A 13,998-nucleotide genomic window follows, 5' to 3' on the forward strand; every position below is an offset into this window, starting at 1 on the left:
GGAGCTGCTTGATGCTGTCATTGCTCACCGAACACCCACTGATCTGCGCTTTCGTCCTGATCCTGATCGATCTGTTGTTGTGGCGCTTGATCGGTACCCGTGGCCACAACGTGAAACTTCTGGTTCGGCCGGTGATTTTCACGTTGTTCAGCCTGGTGCTGTTCAACGAAGGCATGAACCCGTTGGAACCCGCGCCCTGGGTCGACAATGTACCGTTGCATCTGGCGGCCACGGGGTTGCAGATCGGCTGGTGGCTGTTCGCTGCGCGCACCCTGACTGTGCTGATCGGTGCGGGACTGATGCAACGGGTGGGACATACCGGGCGACTGCTGCAGGACCTGCTGGGTGCTGTGATTTTCCTTGTCGCGGTCATCGCAGCCTTGGCCTACGTGCTCAATCTGCCGGTCAAGGGCGTACTGGCCACGTCAGGCGCCCTGGCGATCATCGTCGGCCTGGCCTTGCAAAGTACCCTCAGCGACGTGTTTTCCGGGATCGTGCTGAACACCACCAAACCCTATCAACTGGATGACTGGATCGCCATCGACGGCACCGAAGGCCGGGTCATCGATATCGATTGGCGGGCCACGCGCCTGCAGACCTCCCAGGGCAGCATGATCGTGATACCCAACTCGCTGGCCGCCAAGGCCAAGATCACCAACTTCAGCCGGCCCAGCGATATGTTCGGCCTTTCGATCAGCCTGCAGGTCAGCCCCCATGTCCGTCCGCAAACCGTGATCGATGCCCTTGAGCGAGCGATGCAGGGCTGCCGGACCTTGTTGACTTCACCCGGGGCCAAAGTTGCGCTTAAAAGCTCCAGCGCTGCCGGCAACGAATACGAAATCAGCGGCTTTGTCGCCTCGATGAGCGAAAAGCGCTCGGTACGCAATCAGCTGTTCGACCTGGCGTACCGACATTTGCGGGCCTCCGGGATCCACCTGCTGTCGAGCATCGAACCCAGTCCGTCGAGCGACCTCACGCGGCCACGGGCGCTGCTCGATAGCTCTCCGCTGTTCTCCACCCTGCGCCAGGAAGAGAAAGAAACCTTCAGCCAGAACATGGCCCTGCAGACCTTCCGCTCCGGCGAGACGATCCTGGATGCAGGGGAGGTCAGCGATCACTTGTTCATCATCGAGTCCGGTGTGGTGTCGGTCACGCTGAACCGTAACGGTACGCCTATCGAATCCGGACGCATGGGGCCGGGGGAGGTGATCGGCGAGGCCGGTATCCTGACCGACAGCGCGCTGCCTGCCCAGTTCGCCGCGAAAACCCCTTGCACGCTTTATCGCATCGAAAAGCAGTACCTCAAGCCCTGCCTGGATGCCCGCCAGGACATCAACGATGCGATGAAATCCTTGATGGATTTCCGCCTGAACAAGGCACAGTCGCTGATCGCGGATATACCCGTGGTTGTGCCGAAGAAAGGGTTTCTGCAATGGTTGCGCAGTCGGGTGTGAGGGGCACGAGGGCGCCATTGGCCTCCTCGACTTCTGCAAGATTGGCTATTTGTGTGCACCGACCCTGGGACTAACTTAGTGCCACACACACACTTGCCCTGGAGTCATCCATGCAACAGCGTATCGATTTCTACACCGCTTCCCCTGATGCCCTCAAAGCCATGAGTGCCCTGGAAACTGCGGTTTCCAAACTGGGGTTGGAAAAGAACCTGCTGGAGCTGGTCAAGCTGCGCTCTTCGCAAATCAATGGCTGCGCCTTCTGCATCGACATGCACACCGCCGACGCCATCAAGGGCGGCGAAACCCCACGCCGCCTGTTCGCCGTGACCGCATGGCGCGAGGCGCCATTCTTCACCGAGCGCGAACGCGCCGCGCTGCTCTGGACCGAATCCCTGACCCAACTCAGCCTGACCCATGCCCCGGACGAAGACTACGAAGTGGTCAGCGCCCAGTTCACGCCCAAGGAAATGGTTGACCTGACCATGGCGATCAACACCATCAACGGCTGGAACCGTCTGGCGGTGGGCTTTCGCAAGACGCCTCAGGCCTGATTTTTCGTCCTGGCCCAGTGCCGAGGCTCAATGGGCATCGGCACTCGGCGCAGCAGGTGGTTGCACCTTGCGCATCAAGGGCACCATCGCCGTGGCGACAATGAAGCACACCATGATCATCAAGAACGCATCGCCATAAGTTTGTGTCTGCGCTTCGCGGTAGGTCAGCAGCCAGAGCTGACGCAGGCTGGCCGTTACTCCTATATCGCCGCTCTGGCCCAGGGCGGCGAAGTTGTTGCCGACCTGTGACAGCCACTGGTTGAGCGCTTCGTTGGTGCTGTTGAGGTTCTCCGCCAACCTGGTGAAATGCAGGTTCGTGCGGTCATTGAGGATGGTTGCGCAGGCGGCGATGCCGATGGCGCCGCCGAGGTTGCGCATCAGGTTGAACAGCCCCGAAGCGTGTTTCAACCGAGCCGGTGCCAGTCCGCCAAGGGTCAATGTCACCGCGGGCGGCACAGCCAGTTGCTGGGCGATCCCGCGCAGTGCTTGTGGCAGCATCAATTCCTTGGCCCCCCAGTCATGGGTGATCGGGCTGAAATCCCACATTGACAAGGCGAACAGGCCAAGGCCGGTCATCATGATCCAGCGCAGGTCGACGCGGTTGGCCAGGAAGGCGTAGAGCGGAATCGCCATGATCTGGAACACGCCAGTGGAGAAAACCGCCAGGCCAATGTCCAATGCGCCATAGCCGCGGACCCGGCCAAGAAATAGCGGTGTCAGGTAAATGGTGGCGAACAGGCCGATGCCGGTGACGAATGAGAAAAAACAGCCGAGGGCGAAGTTGCGGTCTTTCAGGGCTCGCAGGTCGACGATCGGGTTGGCCACGTGCAGGGTGCGGCCGATAAAGGCCAGGCCGGCCAGGCCGCTGATCCACGCCGTGGTCAGGATGGTGCGGTCGCTGAACCAGTTCCAGCGCGGACCTTCTTCGAGGGTGTATTCCAGGCAGCCGAGGAACAGCGCCAGGAACACCATGCTCAGGTAGTCGGCGCCCTTGAGCAGCGACAGTTCCGGTTGGTCGATCTTCACCAGCATCGGCACCGCCACGGCGACGAAAATCCCCGGCACCAGGTTTATGTAGAACAGCCAGTGCCAGGACGATATGTCGGTGATCCAGCCGCCGATCACCGGACCCAGGGTAGGGGCCAATGACGCGACCGCGCCAATGGTTGCCGCCGCGATCACCCGCTGCTTGCCGGTGAAGAACACGAACGCGGTGGTGAACACCAGGGGGATCATCGAACCGCCGAGGAAGCCTTGCAAGGCGCGGAAGGCGATCATGCTCTGGATGTTCCAGGCCGCGCCGCAGAGCAGGCTGGTCAGGGTAAAACCCACGGCTGAGGCGCAGAACAACCAGCGTGTCGAGAATACCCGGGACAGCCAGCCGGAGAGGGGGATCACGATGATTTCGGCGATCAGGTAACTGGTTTGCACCCAGGCGGTTTCATCGGTGCCGGCGGAGAGCCCGCCACCGATGTCCCGCAGCGATGCCGAGACGATCTGGATATCCAGCAGCGCAATGAACATGCCGATGCACATGCTGGCGAAGGCGAAAACCTTGGTCGCCGTCGCCATGCTCGCGGCATCGAACGCTGGTGCCGGGGCGGCGAGGGCGCGGCTCATGGCGCGCTGGCCACGGCTGGCGTTTCAGGCGCCTTGCGCGTGTCCACTTCGGCGGTGACCGACAGGCCAGGGCGCAGGTGACCGAGCACGCTGTCGGCCGGGTCGAGATGGATGCGCACCGGTACCCGCTGGACGATCTTGGTGAAGTTGCCGGTGGCATTTTCCGGTGGCAACACGCTGAACTGCGAACCACTGGCCGGCGCCAGGCTGTCCAGATGACCATGTAATACCTGGCCCGAGAGCACGTCGGCGCGGATGGTGACCCGTTGCCCGGGGGCCATGTGTGCCAGTTGGTCTTCCTTGAAGTTGGCGTCGACCCACAGGCCGCTGGACGGCACCACCGACAACAGTTGCGAACCGGCCTGGGCATACGCGCCTGTCCGTGCGCGGCGGTTGCCGATCACGCCATCCACAGGGGCTTTCAGTTCGGTATACCCCACGTTCAGCTGCGCCAGGTCGCGTTCGGCTATTGCTTGAATCAAAGCCGCGCGGGCCTGCTGTTTCTGGGTGGCGATCACATTCAATTGCCGCTGTGCGGCCAGCAGTTCGGCCTGGGCGCGGTTGCTTTGTGCCTGGGCCGTCTTGAACGTGGCGTTGGCTCGTTGTGCGCTTTCCACCGAGACCGCGTTGGTGCTGACAAGCTTTTTGTAGCGCGCATCGTCATCACGCGAGCGGGTAGTTTCGGCACCGGCGGCATCAATGCCGGCGCGGGCCTGGCCGATCACGGCCTGTTGCAGTTGTTCGGTGGCGTCGAGATTGGCGAGCAGGGCTTCTTCAGCCGCCACCGCGCCCTCGGCCTTGGCCAGGTTGGCGCGGTAGTCGCGCGAATCGAGACGGATAAGCACATCGCCGGCCTTGACCTTCTGGTTGTCGGTCACCAGCACTTCTTCAATGTAACCCGCCACTTTCGGCCCGATCACCGTCACGTCGCCGCCGATGTAGGCATCGTCGGTCGCCTCGATGAACCGCCCGCTGGTCCACCAGTGCGCAGCATACACACCGGCCAGTACCAGCGCGGCGATGCCCAGGGTCGGCAGGAGCAGGCGTTTGAGCAGCGGCTTGCGAGTGTTCGCCGGGACGGCAAGGTCGGGCTCTACGGTGGGCATGCTGGTCATGGAAGAATACCTGTGGGGAAAGCCATTTAATTACGTGCGTAATATGACGCATGTAATATTTGCTCGCAAATGATTTTTGCTGCCGGCTGTCAGGTGCCTGATTGAATCGGGAAACGGCAGCTGTTGTCTGGCCGCTGAGCTGATTGTGAATGGGCGCCAACAGGCGCCCCTCTTTGTCTCTGTTGTCCTGCGCCGCAAGCTGTACCTGCGATCATTGGTCAGCGACATCGTGGCCGCGAAGCTATTTGTTTGGCGCGGCCTCGGGAAAACCGCCCGGCGGGTCGAGGTTGTCCAGCGCTCGATTGACCAACAGCTCACCCAGCACGGCCAGCTGTTGAATCGCCAACATGACATTGCGGCGCGAACCTTCCACTTCACACGCAAGGTCGGTGGCCATGACATTCAGGGACGCGAGGGTTTCGCAGGCGTGACAGAGCAAGGACTCGGTGTCGACGTTCGGAATGATGGTGAACACATGGCTGACAGGGTCGGGGCGATTCGGATTACGCAGGCGCGCGCTGACAAGAGGTTCGGTGACTTCGCAGAGCCTGGATATATCGACAGCCTCGGAGGTTGATGGGGCCGGGGAGTTGGGGGCGTTCTTTTTCATATTGGAGCTCCATGCAAGGTTGAAGAGCCAGTCCCATTCTGCCAGTCAAAATTGATTAGCGGCAATGCTTTAGTTGGCGGGCCGCTAGATTTATTACCAGAAAATTCAAACTAATTAATCAAAAAAATGAACATCTATGTAATTAAATGATTCATGTTTGGTTGTGTTTATTGTTGCTTTCTTGTTTCTGTAGGTTTGTTCGCTAGAGTCATTCTGGTCTCTGTAAGAAATGTCCTCGATGCATGTGGGGTAGGTATGTAGGAAACGACGCTGAACAAGATGATATGAAACATAGTTTGACGGATGAAAGTCGTGGTTGCAGTATTGCTTTTTTGCCCAAAGGGTAGGTGCAGTAATCCGGTTTCATACAAAGACATCTGTGTGGTTATTTTTATAGTTTATTGAGGTGGTAGCTATTAAATGTACAAGAAAGAAAAAACAGAAAAATTGAAGAGGAATATTAAGTATCTGATCAAGAGTCGCGGAGAGACACGGTTGTCGTTGTGCAATTCAAGTGGTTTGACCAGGACGACGATTTACAACATTCTGGAAGGAAAAGTTGTCAATGTTCAACAGTCCACGATTCGTAAGATTTCTGATTTTTTCGGTGTGTCTTACAAGGAAATAGAAACTGTTGATTTTGAAGAGAAAGAAACGATAGAAAGCAGTATCTCTCTGCAGGGAAACATGAATCCAGCTGCAGTCCCAATCATTAAGGAAAGCCTGCTGTTTAAAAGCCTCGACAAGCGAGTCGGCGAGCTGGCTGCGACTCATCCTCTCACTTATTATTTTGGCACGGCTTGCAATCTGATTGCTGTGCTCTTGGAGAAGGAGATTCACGGTGTGAACGAATCCGGAGATCTTCTAATAGTAAAAAAAGGATTGTCTTGTGGTGATAAGGAGAAGCTCGTCTATGACAAGTCAACAAAAAAGCTGTTTGTCACCAGTGCGCCACTTTTAGACTCTGATGCGATTGGTGTTATAGGGGAAATAATAGAGGAAAGGTTTAATGGTTGAAGACATGGCGAATAGCAGGTATAGGCTGCTTGGGTTTGAAAAAAGTAATAACCTTGCTGTTGTCATGGTCGTTTCAACAGGGAAGGTTGTTAAAATAAAACTCGGAGACCTGATCAAAAGCGAGGTAATGGATGATTTTAATAAAATTGAAGTGAAGGATGTTTACAGGAAGTTTTACTCGGGCGGACAGGCGTTGACTGCATATGAAATAAGCGATCGGCATGAAAGGTCTTGGATGACCTATGTTGCTCTCAATCTTGCGTTATTTGCTATTTATATTTTTACCAATGTTTCTGCGGCTAAGCTTGTTTATCTGGAGTACTTCGAGGTTGTCGTTACGCCGGGGGTTTTTCTGTATCCGTTGACGTTTTTAATAGTTGATCTTTTGAATGAGTCATATGGGCTTAGGCTCGCAAGGAGGGCAATACTCTTCGCCTTTGCGAGCAATGCTTTTATTCTGGTGCTACTAACTGTCACGGGGCACCTTCCTGGTTTGCCTACCTGGAAGCTTGATGAGTCATACAGCGAGGTTATCAGTCATGTCTCATCTGCGTTGTTAGCATCGTCTGTATCTTTTCTCTTTTCTGAGTATGTGAACTCATATTTGCTCTGTAAAATAAAAAAGCTTACTAGCTCAAGGTTTCTATTTTTGCGGGTGTTCTTCAGTACCTTTTTTGCGGTGATAATTGACAGTTTTATTTTTTGCTTTATTGCATTCTATGGTGCCATGGATAATAGTGATATTTTGAATATAGTTTATGTTCAGATAGCCATCAAACTGTGCTTTGCTGTATTTAATGTGTTGCCTGCTTATGGTGCGAGATCGTTATTCAGGAAGTATGTGGCTGGAGCTCAGGTGGCATGAGTGATGGGGTATAAACTGATTGTCTGGAGTTTATACCCTTCCCACAAAATCAATATTTCAAATTGATTTTGCTCTTAAGGGTTTTCATGGTTTCCAGCTTGTTTTCCAAAAAATTTTGTAACCCTGTAGCACGAAGCGTGCAAGCAGCGCAGTTGCTGCAGCCGAAGCCGAAGCCTTTGATTCCGTTATAACAAGTCAGCGTGTGGTCTCGGACAACGTCCAGTTTGTTATGGTGGTCGGCCAGCGCCCAGGTTTCCGCCTTGGTTAACCACATCAACGGGGTTTCAAACTGTAGTTTGTATTCCATTCCCAGCGCGATGGCGTTGTTCAGTGCCTTGACGAACTCATGCCGGCAGTCAGGGTAGCCGGAGTAGTCTGTTTCACAAACGCCGGTGATCACGGTACGGGCTTGCACTTGATAGGCGTAAATAGCCGCCAAGGTTAAGAACAGAATATTTCTACCGGGTACGAAGGTGCTCGGCAGATTGTCTCCTGCGTTACTTGTGCTTGGTAGCGGGATGTTGTCGCGCGTCAGGCTGCTGATAGCGAGCTGATTAAGCAATGAAACGTCTAACACCTTGTGCACTTTCACACCAAGCTGTTTGGCAAGTTTTTGCGCGACTTCAATTTCCGCGAGATGGCGCTGACCATAATCGAAGGTAATACAGTGGATTTCATCGTAGAACGGTAGCGCATGGATCAAGCAGGTTGTTGAGTCTTGCCCGCCACTGAAAACGATAACTGCCTTTTTAGTCATGCTCTTTTCTTCCTTGGAGGGGATCAATGTGTATTCGGGCATTGACCCTACCGGGAAGATCAGATTCTGGCTGTGGGAAGTTTCCGAGATGATTGTCGCCGTTTTCCGAATGTGTCATTTGTTGACAAGCATCAACCGCAACGTTGACGGGTGCACGGTAGGAACTGCTGAAGGCTGCGATCTAAGATCAAAAGATCGCAGCCTTCGGCAGCTCCTACAGGTGTAGCGGGATCAGGCGCGTTCGAAGATCGCCGCGATGCCCTGGCCGCCGCCGATGCACATGGTCACCAGCGCGTAACGGCCGCCGGTGCGGTGCAGTTCGTGGATGGCCTTGGTGGCGATAATGGCGCCGGTCGCGCCGACCGGGTGACCCAGGGCGATGCCCGAGCCGTTCGGGTTGACCTTGGCCGGGTCCAGATCCAGTTCCTGGCTGACGGCACAGGCTTGCGCCGCGAAAGCGATGTTGGCTTCGATCACGTCCATGTCAGCGACGGTCAGGCCGGCACGCTTGAGTGCCAGGCGGGTGGCCGGGATTGGGCCCAGGCCCATCAGTGTTGGTTCGACGCCGGCATGGGCGTAGCTGACCAGGCGGGCGAGTGGGCGCAGGTTGTTGACCTGTACGGCAGCGCCGGTGGCCATGACCAGGGCGGCCGCACCGTCGTTCAGGCCGGAGGCGTTGCCGGCGGTGACCGAGCCGTCCTTCTTGAACGCCGGCTTCATCGCCGCCAGCTGTTCCAGGGAGGTGGCGCGTGGGTGCTCGTCGACGCTGAACAGTTTAGTGCCCTTGCGATCCGCAATCTCTACGGTCGCGATCTGCTCGGTGAAGTAGCCGTTGGCAATCGCATGGGCTGCGCGCTTCTGGTCTTCCAGCGCCAGGGCATCCTGCATTTCACGGGTGATGCCGTTACGCTCGGCGACGTTCTCGGCGGTGATACCCATGTGAATGTTGTGGAACGGGTCATGCAGGATACCCAGCATGTAGTCGACGGCCTGGACGTTGCCCATGCGCGCGCCCCAACGGGCGGATGGCAGCAGGTACGGCCCGCGGCTCATGGACTCGGCACCGGCGCCGATGGCGATGTCGGCATCGCCCAGCATCAGGGTCTGCGCTGCGCTGACGATCGCTTGCAGGCCTGAGCCGCAGAGGCGGTTGACGTTGTAGGCCGGGGTTTCTTTCGGAATGCCGGCGTTCATCGCGGCAACCCGGGAGATGTAGGCGTCGCGGGTTTCGGTCGGGATCACGTGGCCCATCACCAGGTGACCGACGAGCGCCGGGTCTACAGCGGCCCGTTCCAGGGCGGCTTTCACGGCGGTGGCCGCGAGCTCGGCCGGTGGCACGTCCTTGAGGGATCCGCCGAAGGTGCCAATGGCGGTACGGGCGGCGCTGACGACGTAGATTTCCGGGGTGTTCATGGCTGTGTTCCTTTCGGTGGATTCTTATCTGTACTGCGATTGAGCAGGGCGTTCAAGGCCGTTTTCGCCTCGATGCTGTTGAGGCGCTGGATGAACAGCAGGTTTTCTTCGCGCAGGGTGGCTTGCAGTTCGGCCATGCCGGCCTGCGTCATCAATTGGCGGGACTGGCGCAGAGCTTGCGCGGGCATCGCCAGAAAGCGCTGGGCGATCTTCGCCGCCGCGGCCAGGCATTGCTCGCCGTCATCGAAGGCGGCGTTGGCCAGGCCCCAGGCGACAGCCTCGCTGCCATCAAGGCTGTCGCCCAGCAGTAGCAAACTCGCGGCGCGGGCCTGGCCCAGCCGGCGTGGCAACAGCAGGCTGGCGCCGAACTCGGGGCACAGGCCCAGGTTGACGAACGGCGTGCGTAGCTTGGCGTTGCGCGTCACCAGCACCTGGTCGCAATGCAGCAGCAGGGTGGTGCCGATGCCGATGGCCGCCCCGCACACCGCCGCAATCAACGGCTTCTGCAGGTGAGTTACGGCGCGCATCAGGCGGAAAGCCGGGCTGTCCAAATGCGTCGGCGGCTCTTGCAGGAAGTCCACCAGGTCGTTGCCACTGGTAAAGCAGTTAGGGCCACCGGTCACGATGACCACGCGGATTTCGTCATTCTCCTCAGCCGCAAACAGCAGGTCGGCCAAGCGCGTGTACATGCCGTTGGTCAGTGCGTTGAGCTTGTCGGGGCGATCGATGGTCAGCGTCAGCACGCCATCGCGATGCTCTTGTTTGATCAGGTCGGTCATTGCTGGCTCTTGCAGAGTCGGTTCGACGGCCACTTTAAGCGTCAGGTTAGCCCAACAGCTATGACAAAACGGGTCAACCGACCTGATGCTTTTTGCCATATCGCACCGTCGAAACGGCTACACACCCATTCGGGGTATGGTGCCGTCCGGCGAATCCACCAATAGTAGGTTCATCCGCTCATCCAGAGCCGAACTCGCTTGATAAGGTGCATTTGCTATGGGCAAGACCCTGCTTAAGGTGATTTCCAGTCTGTTTGTTATACCCCTGACCCTGAGTGCCCACGCCGGCGAGGTGAACGACAGCAATACGCTGCGGCTCTATAACTGGGCGGACTACATCGGTGAGAAGACCCTGGCCGATTTCGAAAAGGCCACCGGCATCAAGGTCATCTACGACACCTTCGACGCCTATGAAACGGTGCAGGCCAAGTTGCTCACCGGCCACTCCGGCTACGACCTGATCGTGCTCAATGCGTCCCTCGCGCCGCCGCTGATCCAGGCCAAGGTGTTCCAGCCACTGGACAAGAAACTGCTGCCGGGCTGGAGCAACCTGGACCCCAAAGTCTTGCACGACCTGCAAGGATTCGACCCGGGCCCGACTTACTCGGCGCCCTATACCTGGGGCAGCAACGGCATCACCTACAACGTCGACAAGATCAAGGAGCGCATGCCGGATGCGCCAATCGGCTCGCTGGCGATGATTTTCGATCCGAAGATTGTCTCGCGCTTCGCCGACTGTGGCGTGACCCTGGTCGATGCGCCCACGGAAGTCATCCCCCTGGCCCTCAAATACCTGGGCCGCGATCCACGCAGCGCCAAGCCTGAAGATTTGAAGGCAGCGCAGGAGTTGCTGCTGTCGGTGCGCCCGTACATCCGCAAATTCGACTCGGTCAATTACCTGACCAGCCTGCCCAACGGCGACGTGTGCATGGCCATGACCTGGTCGGGCGACTACGCGACGGCCATGGCCCGCGCCGAAGAAGCCAAGTTGAACATCAACCTGTCCTATTTCATTCCCAAGGAAGGCTCGTTGATCTGGTTCGACAACATGTACATCCCGGCCGATGCGCCCCATGTCGCCAATGCGCACAAGTTCCTTGAATACCTGATGCAGCCGCAGGTGATGGCGGACGTCACTGACTACATCCATTACGCCAACAGCAACGCGGCGGCCACGCCGTTGTTGAACGCCGATGTGCGCAACAACCCGGCGATCTACCCCGATGAAGCCACCCGCGAGCGCCTGTTCCCGCAGAAGACCCAGGACGCCAAGGACATGCGGGCCATGACCCGGGTCTGGAGCACGGTGAAAAGCGGCATCTGATTCATTCGATCGTTAGTCAAACCGGTTAGAGGTTTTTATTCATGGCGACGCCAACACGCAGCGTTTTCTCCCCAGCGGACGAGTCCCGGCTGGTCAAGGCCGACAAGGCCCATCATATGCACGGCTATCACGTGTTCGACGAACACGCCGAACAAGGTTCCCTGAACATCGTCGCCGGAGACGGCGCCTATATCTACGACACCCAGGGCAACCGCTTTCTCGACGCCGTGGGCGGCATGTGGTGCACCAACATCGGCCTGGGTCGCGAGGAAATGGCCGAGGCCATCGCCGATCAGGTGCGCCAACTGGCCTATTCCAACCCGTTTTCCGACATGTCCAATAACGTCGCCATCGAGCTGTGCGAAAAACTCGCCAGCCTGGCCCCCGGTGACCTCGACCACGTGTTCCTGACCACCGGTGGCTCCACCGCCGTGGACACCGCGTATCGACTGATCCAGTACTACCAGAACTGCCGCGGCCTGCCTGAAAAGAAGCACGTCATCGCCCGTTTCAACGCGTACCACGGCTCCACCACCCTGACCATGTCGATCGGCAACAAGGCCGCCGACCGGGTGCCCGAGTTCGATTACGACAACCCGCTGATCCACCACGTGTCCAACCCCAACCCTTACCGCGCGCCGGAGGGCATGGACGAGGCGCAGTTCCTCGAATTCCTGGTCAAGGAGTTCGAAGACAAGATCCACTCGATCGGCGCAGACAAGGTCGCAGGCTTCTTCGCCGAGCCGGTGATGGGCTCGGGCGGGGTGATTATTCCGCCGAAGGGTTACCTCAAGCGCATGTGGGAAGTCTGCCAGCGCTACGACATTCTCTTTGTCGCCGACGAGGTGGTGACGTCGTTCGGGCGCCTGGGCAAGTTTTTCGCCTCCCTCGATGTGTTCGACGTGCAACCCGACATCATCACCACCGCCAAGGGCTTGACCTCGGCGTACCTGCCGCTGGGGGCATGCATCTTTTCCGACCGCATCTGGAAGGTCATCGCCGAGCCGGGCAAGGGCCGTTGCTTCACCCACGGTTTCACCTACAGCGGCCATCCGGTGTGCTGCACGGCGGCGCTGAAGAACATCGAGATCATCGAACGGGAAAACCTGCTGGCCCACGTCGACGATGTCGGCGGCTACCTCGAGCAGCGCCTGGCCACCTTGCGCGATCTGCCCCTGGTGGGTGATGTGCGCTGCCTGAAACTGATGGCGTGCGTGGAGTTCGTCGCCGACAAACGCACCAAGGCGCTGTTCGCCGAGGAGATCAACATCGGCGAGAAAATCCATGTGCGCGCCCAGGCCCGGGGCCTGTTGGTGCGGCCGATCATGCACCTGAACGTGATGTCGCCGCCGCTGATCCTGACCTATGCCCAGGTCGATGAGATTGTCGAGATCCTGCGCCTGTGCATTCTCGAAGTGGCAGCCGAGCTTGAGGCGAGCGGACAGTACACCGGCCAATGATTTCGTCTGCCAGGCTGTTACCAAGGGGTTGTTCAGCCGCTAGACTGCGGGGCATGAGCAGACCAAACGACGATACGCTGATCGCGGTGCCTTTCGGGGCATTGCATAGATGGCATGGGGGCATGCGCGAGGCATTCGCCCATGTCGATGAGCCTGACGCACTGCAATACCTGGTCTCGGCGTTGGGGCAACTGGTGTCCATCGAATCGGTGATGATCAGCCTGGAGCGCAAGGACCGCGCGCCGCAGTTGCTGCATCAGCGCGGCATTGCCCAGGAGTACCAGGTGTCGATTCTCGAGCGCTATTTCGCCGGTGGCTATCTGCTTGATCCGTTCTGCCTGGCGGTGGAGCAGGGCCTGGCGCAGGGCTTCTATCACTTGGAAGACATTGCGCCGGACAACTTCTTCGACAGTGACTATTACAAGACCTATTACCTGAAGGCCAACTGTTCGGAAGACAGCTACTACATTGTCGATACGGGCAATGACACGAAAATTTCCGTGAGCCTCTTCCAGGGTTTCGGCGGCGATTGCCTGGGCGTCGAACAGTTGAACCTGCTGCGCGCCGTCGAGCCGCTGGTGCGCGAATTCATCGGCGAATTCAGCCGGCGTGGCCTGCAGCGCAGTAGCGAGATCCAGGGCAATGACGATCAAGGCCTGCGCGACGATCTCAAGCATCGGGTGCAATCGGCGTTCGAGCATTTCGGTAGTGGCCTGCTCACCGAACGCGAGCGGGAAGTGGCGCACATGGTGCTCAGGGGGCATTCGGTGAAATCCACGGCCAGCCAGATGAACATCTCTCCGGAAACCGTGCGCATGCATCGCAAGAATCTGTATTTGAAGCTGGAGGTGGGGTCGCAGTCTGAGTTGTTTGCGTTGTTTATCGAGTGGTTGCGCGGGCACTGAGAATGGCGGTCAAACACAAAACCAACTGTGGGAGCGGGCTTGCTCGCGAAGCGGTGTGTCAGTCGACAATATCGTTAACTGGCACACCGCTTTCGCGAGCAAGCCCGCTCCCACATTTGTTTTTGGTT

General features: G+C 58.0%; 13 protein-coding genes. 7 read left to right on the top strand and 6 right to left on the bottom strand.

What is annotated here, in order from left to right:
• The first annotated feature begins 11 nt into the window (after positions 1–11).
• Both BKX96_RS30280 and BKX96_RS30285 read left to right on the top strand, forming a co-directional pair.
• A complete protein-coding gene (locus BKX96_RS30280; RefSeq protein WP_046817828.1) occupies positions 12–1,454 on the top strand; it encodes a mechanosensitive ion channel domain-containing protein in 1,443 nt (480 codons plus the stop codon).
• Positions 1,455–1,564: 110 nt separating this feature from the next.
• Positions 1,565–2,005, top strand: coding sequence for a carboxymuconolactone decarboxylase family protein (locus tag BKX96_RS30285; RefSeq protein ID WP_046817829.1), 441 nt, complete (start codon positions 1,565–1,567; stop codon positions 2,003–2,005).
• Positions 2,006–2,032: 27 nt separating this feature from the next.
• On the opposite strand, the gene BKX96_RS30290 is transcribed toward BKX96_RS30285, so the two are convergent.
• From BKX96_RS30290 to BKX96_RS30300, 3 genes are all read right to left on the bottom strand, one after another.
• Positions 2,033–3,625: a DHA2 family efflux MFS transporter permease subunit gene (locus tag BKX96_RS30290; protein ID WP_077186263.1), complete on the bottom strand. Its 1,593-nt coding sequence runs from the start codon at positions 3,623–3,625 to the stop codon at positions 2,033–2,035.
• Positions 3,622–4,740, bottom strand: coding sequence for an HlyD family secretion protein (locus BKX96_RS30295; protein ID WP_077186264.1), 1,119 nt, complete (start codon positions 4,738–4,740; stop codon positions 3,622–3,624). Before BKX96_RS30295 ends, BKX96_RS30290 begins: the two co-directional genes overlap by 4 nt.
• 241 nt (positions 4,741–4,981) lie before the next feature.
• On the bottom strand, positions 4,982–5,350 hold the full coding sequence (locus BKX96_RS30300; protein WP_046817833.1) for a DUF6124 family protein: 369 nt from the start codon (positions 5,348–5,350) through the stop codon (positions 4,982–4,984).
• Positions 5,351–5,770: 420 nt separating this feature from the next.
• Here BKX96_RS30300 and BKX96_RS30305 point away from each other — a divergent pair, with 420 nt between their 5' ends.
• Together BKX96_RS30305 and BKX96_RS30310 are read left to right on the top strand one after the other, a co-directional pair.
• On the top strand, positions 5,771–6,367 hold the full coding sequence (locus BKX96_RS30305; RefSeq protein WP_046817834.1) for a helix-turn-helix domain-containing protein: 597 nt from the start codon (positions 5,771–5,773) through the stop codon (positions 6,365–6,367).
• Positions 6,360–7,232, top strand: coding sequence for a queuosine precursor transporter (locus tag BKX96_RS30310; RefSeq protein ID WP_046817835.1), 873 nt, complete (start codon positions 6,360–6,362; stop codon positions 7,230–7,232). The genes BKX96_RS30305 and BKX96_RS30310 overlap by 8 nt, the downstream gene beginning before the upstream one ends.
• Positions 7,233–7,281: 49 nt before the next feature.
• Here the strand turns inward: BKX96_RS30310 and queC are convergent, their stop codons facing one another.
• The 3 genes from queC to BKX96_RS30330 all read right to left on the bottom strand — a co-directional run bounded on the left by queC (position 7,282) and on the right by BKX96_RS30330 (position 10,181).
• The gene (gene queC, locus BKX96_RS30315; protein WP_077186265.1) at positions 7,282–7,989 is read right to left on the bottom strand and encodes a 7-cyano-7-deazaguanine synthase QueC; all 708 of its coding nucleotides are present in this window, start codon (positions 7,987–7,989) and stop codon (positions 7,282–7,284) included.
• A 231-nt stretch (positions 7,990–8,220) separates the two neighbouring features.
• Positions 8,221–9,402: an acetyl-CoA C-acyltransferase family protein gene (locus BKX96_RS30325; protein WP_046817838.1), complete on the bottom strand. Its 1,182-nt coding sequence runs from the start codon at positions 9,400–9,402 to the stop codon at positions 8,221–8,223.
• On the bottom strand, positions 9,399–10,181 hold the full coding sequence (locus BKX96_RS30330; RefSeq protein ID WP_077186266.1) for an enoyl-CoA hydratase-related protein: 783 nt from the start codon (positions 10,179–10,181) through the stop codon (positions 9,399–9,401). The genes BKX96_RS30325 and BKX96_RS30330 overlap by 4 nt, the downstream gene beginning before the upstream one ends.
• 217 nt (positions 10,182–10,398) lie before the next feature.
• Between BKX96_RS30330 and BKX96_RS30335 the strand changes: the two genes are divergently transcribed.
• From BKX96_RS30335 to BKX96_RS30345, 3 genes are read left to right on the top strand one after another with little or no spacing between them, the layout of a single operon-like run.
• Entirely contained in the window at positions 10,399–11,505 is a 1,107-nt protein-coding gene (locus BKX96_RS30335; RefSeq protein WP_046817840.1) for a polyamine ABC transporter substrate-binding protein, read from the top strand.
• Positions 11,506–11,546: 41 nt separating this feature from the next.
• A complete protein-coding gene (locus BKX96_RS30340; protein ID WP_077186267.1) occupies positions 11,547–12,965 on the top strand; it encodes an aminotransferase in 1,419 nt (472 codons plus the stop codon).
• Positions 12,962–13,870 (top strand): LuxR C-terminal-related transcriptional regulator, encoded by a 909-nt coding sequence (locus tag BKX96_RS30345; RefSeq protein WP_077186268.1) that lies wholly within the window; start codon positions 12,962–12,964, stop codon positions 13,868–13,870. Before BKX96_RS30340 ends, BKX96_RS30345 begins: the two co-directional genes overlap by 4 nt.
• The last annotated feature ends 128 nt before the right edge of the window (positions 13,871–13,998 follow it).

The sequence above is a fragment of the Pseudomonas putida genome (genome assembly GCF_001976065.1).
Classification (GTDB): domain Bacteria; phylum Pseudomonadota; class Gammaproteobacteria; order Pseudomonadales; family Pseudomonadaceae; genus Aquipseudomonas; species Aquipseudomonas serbica.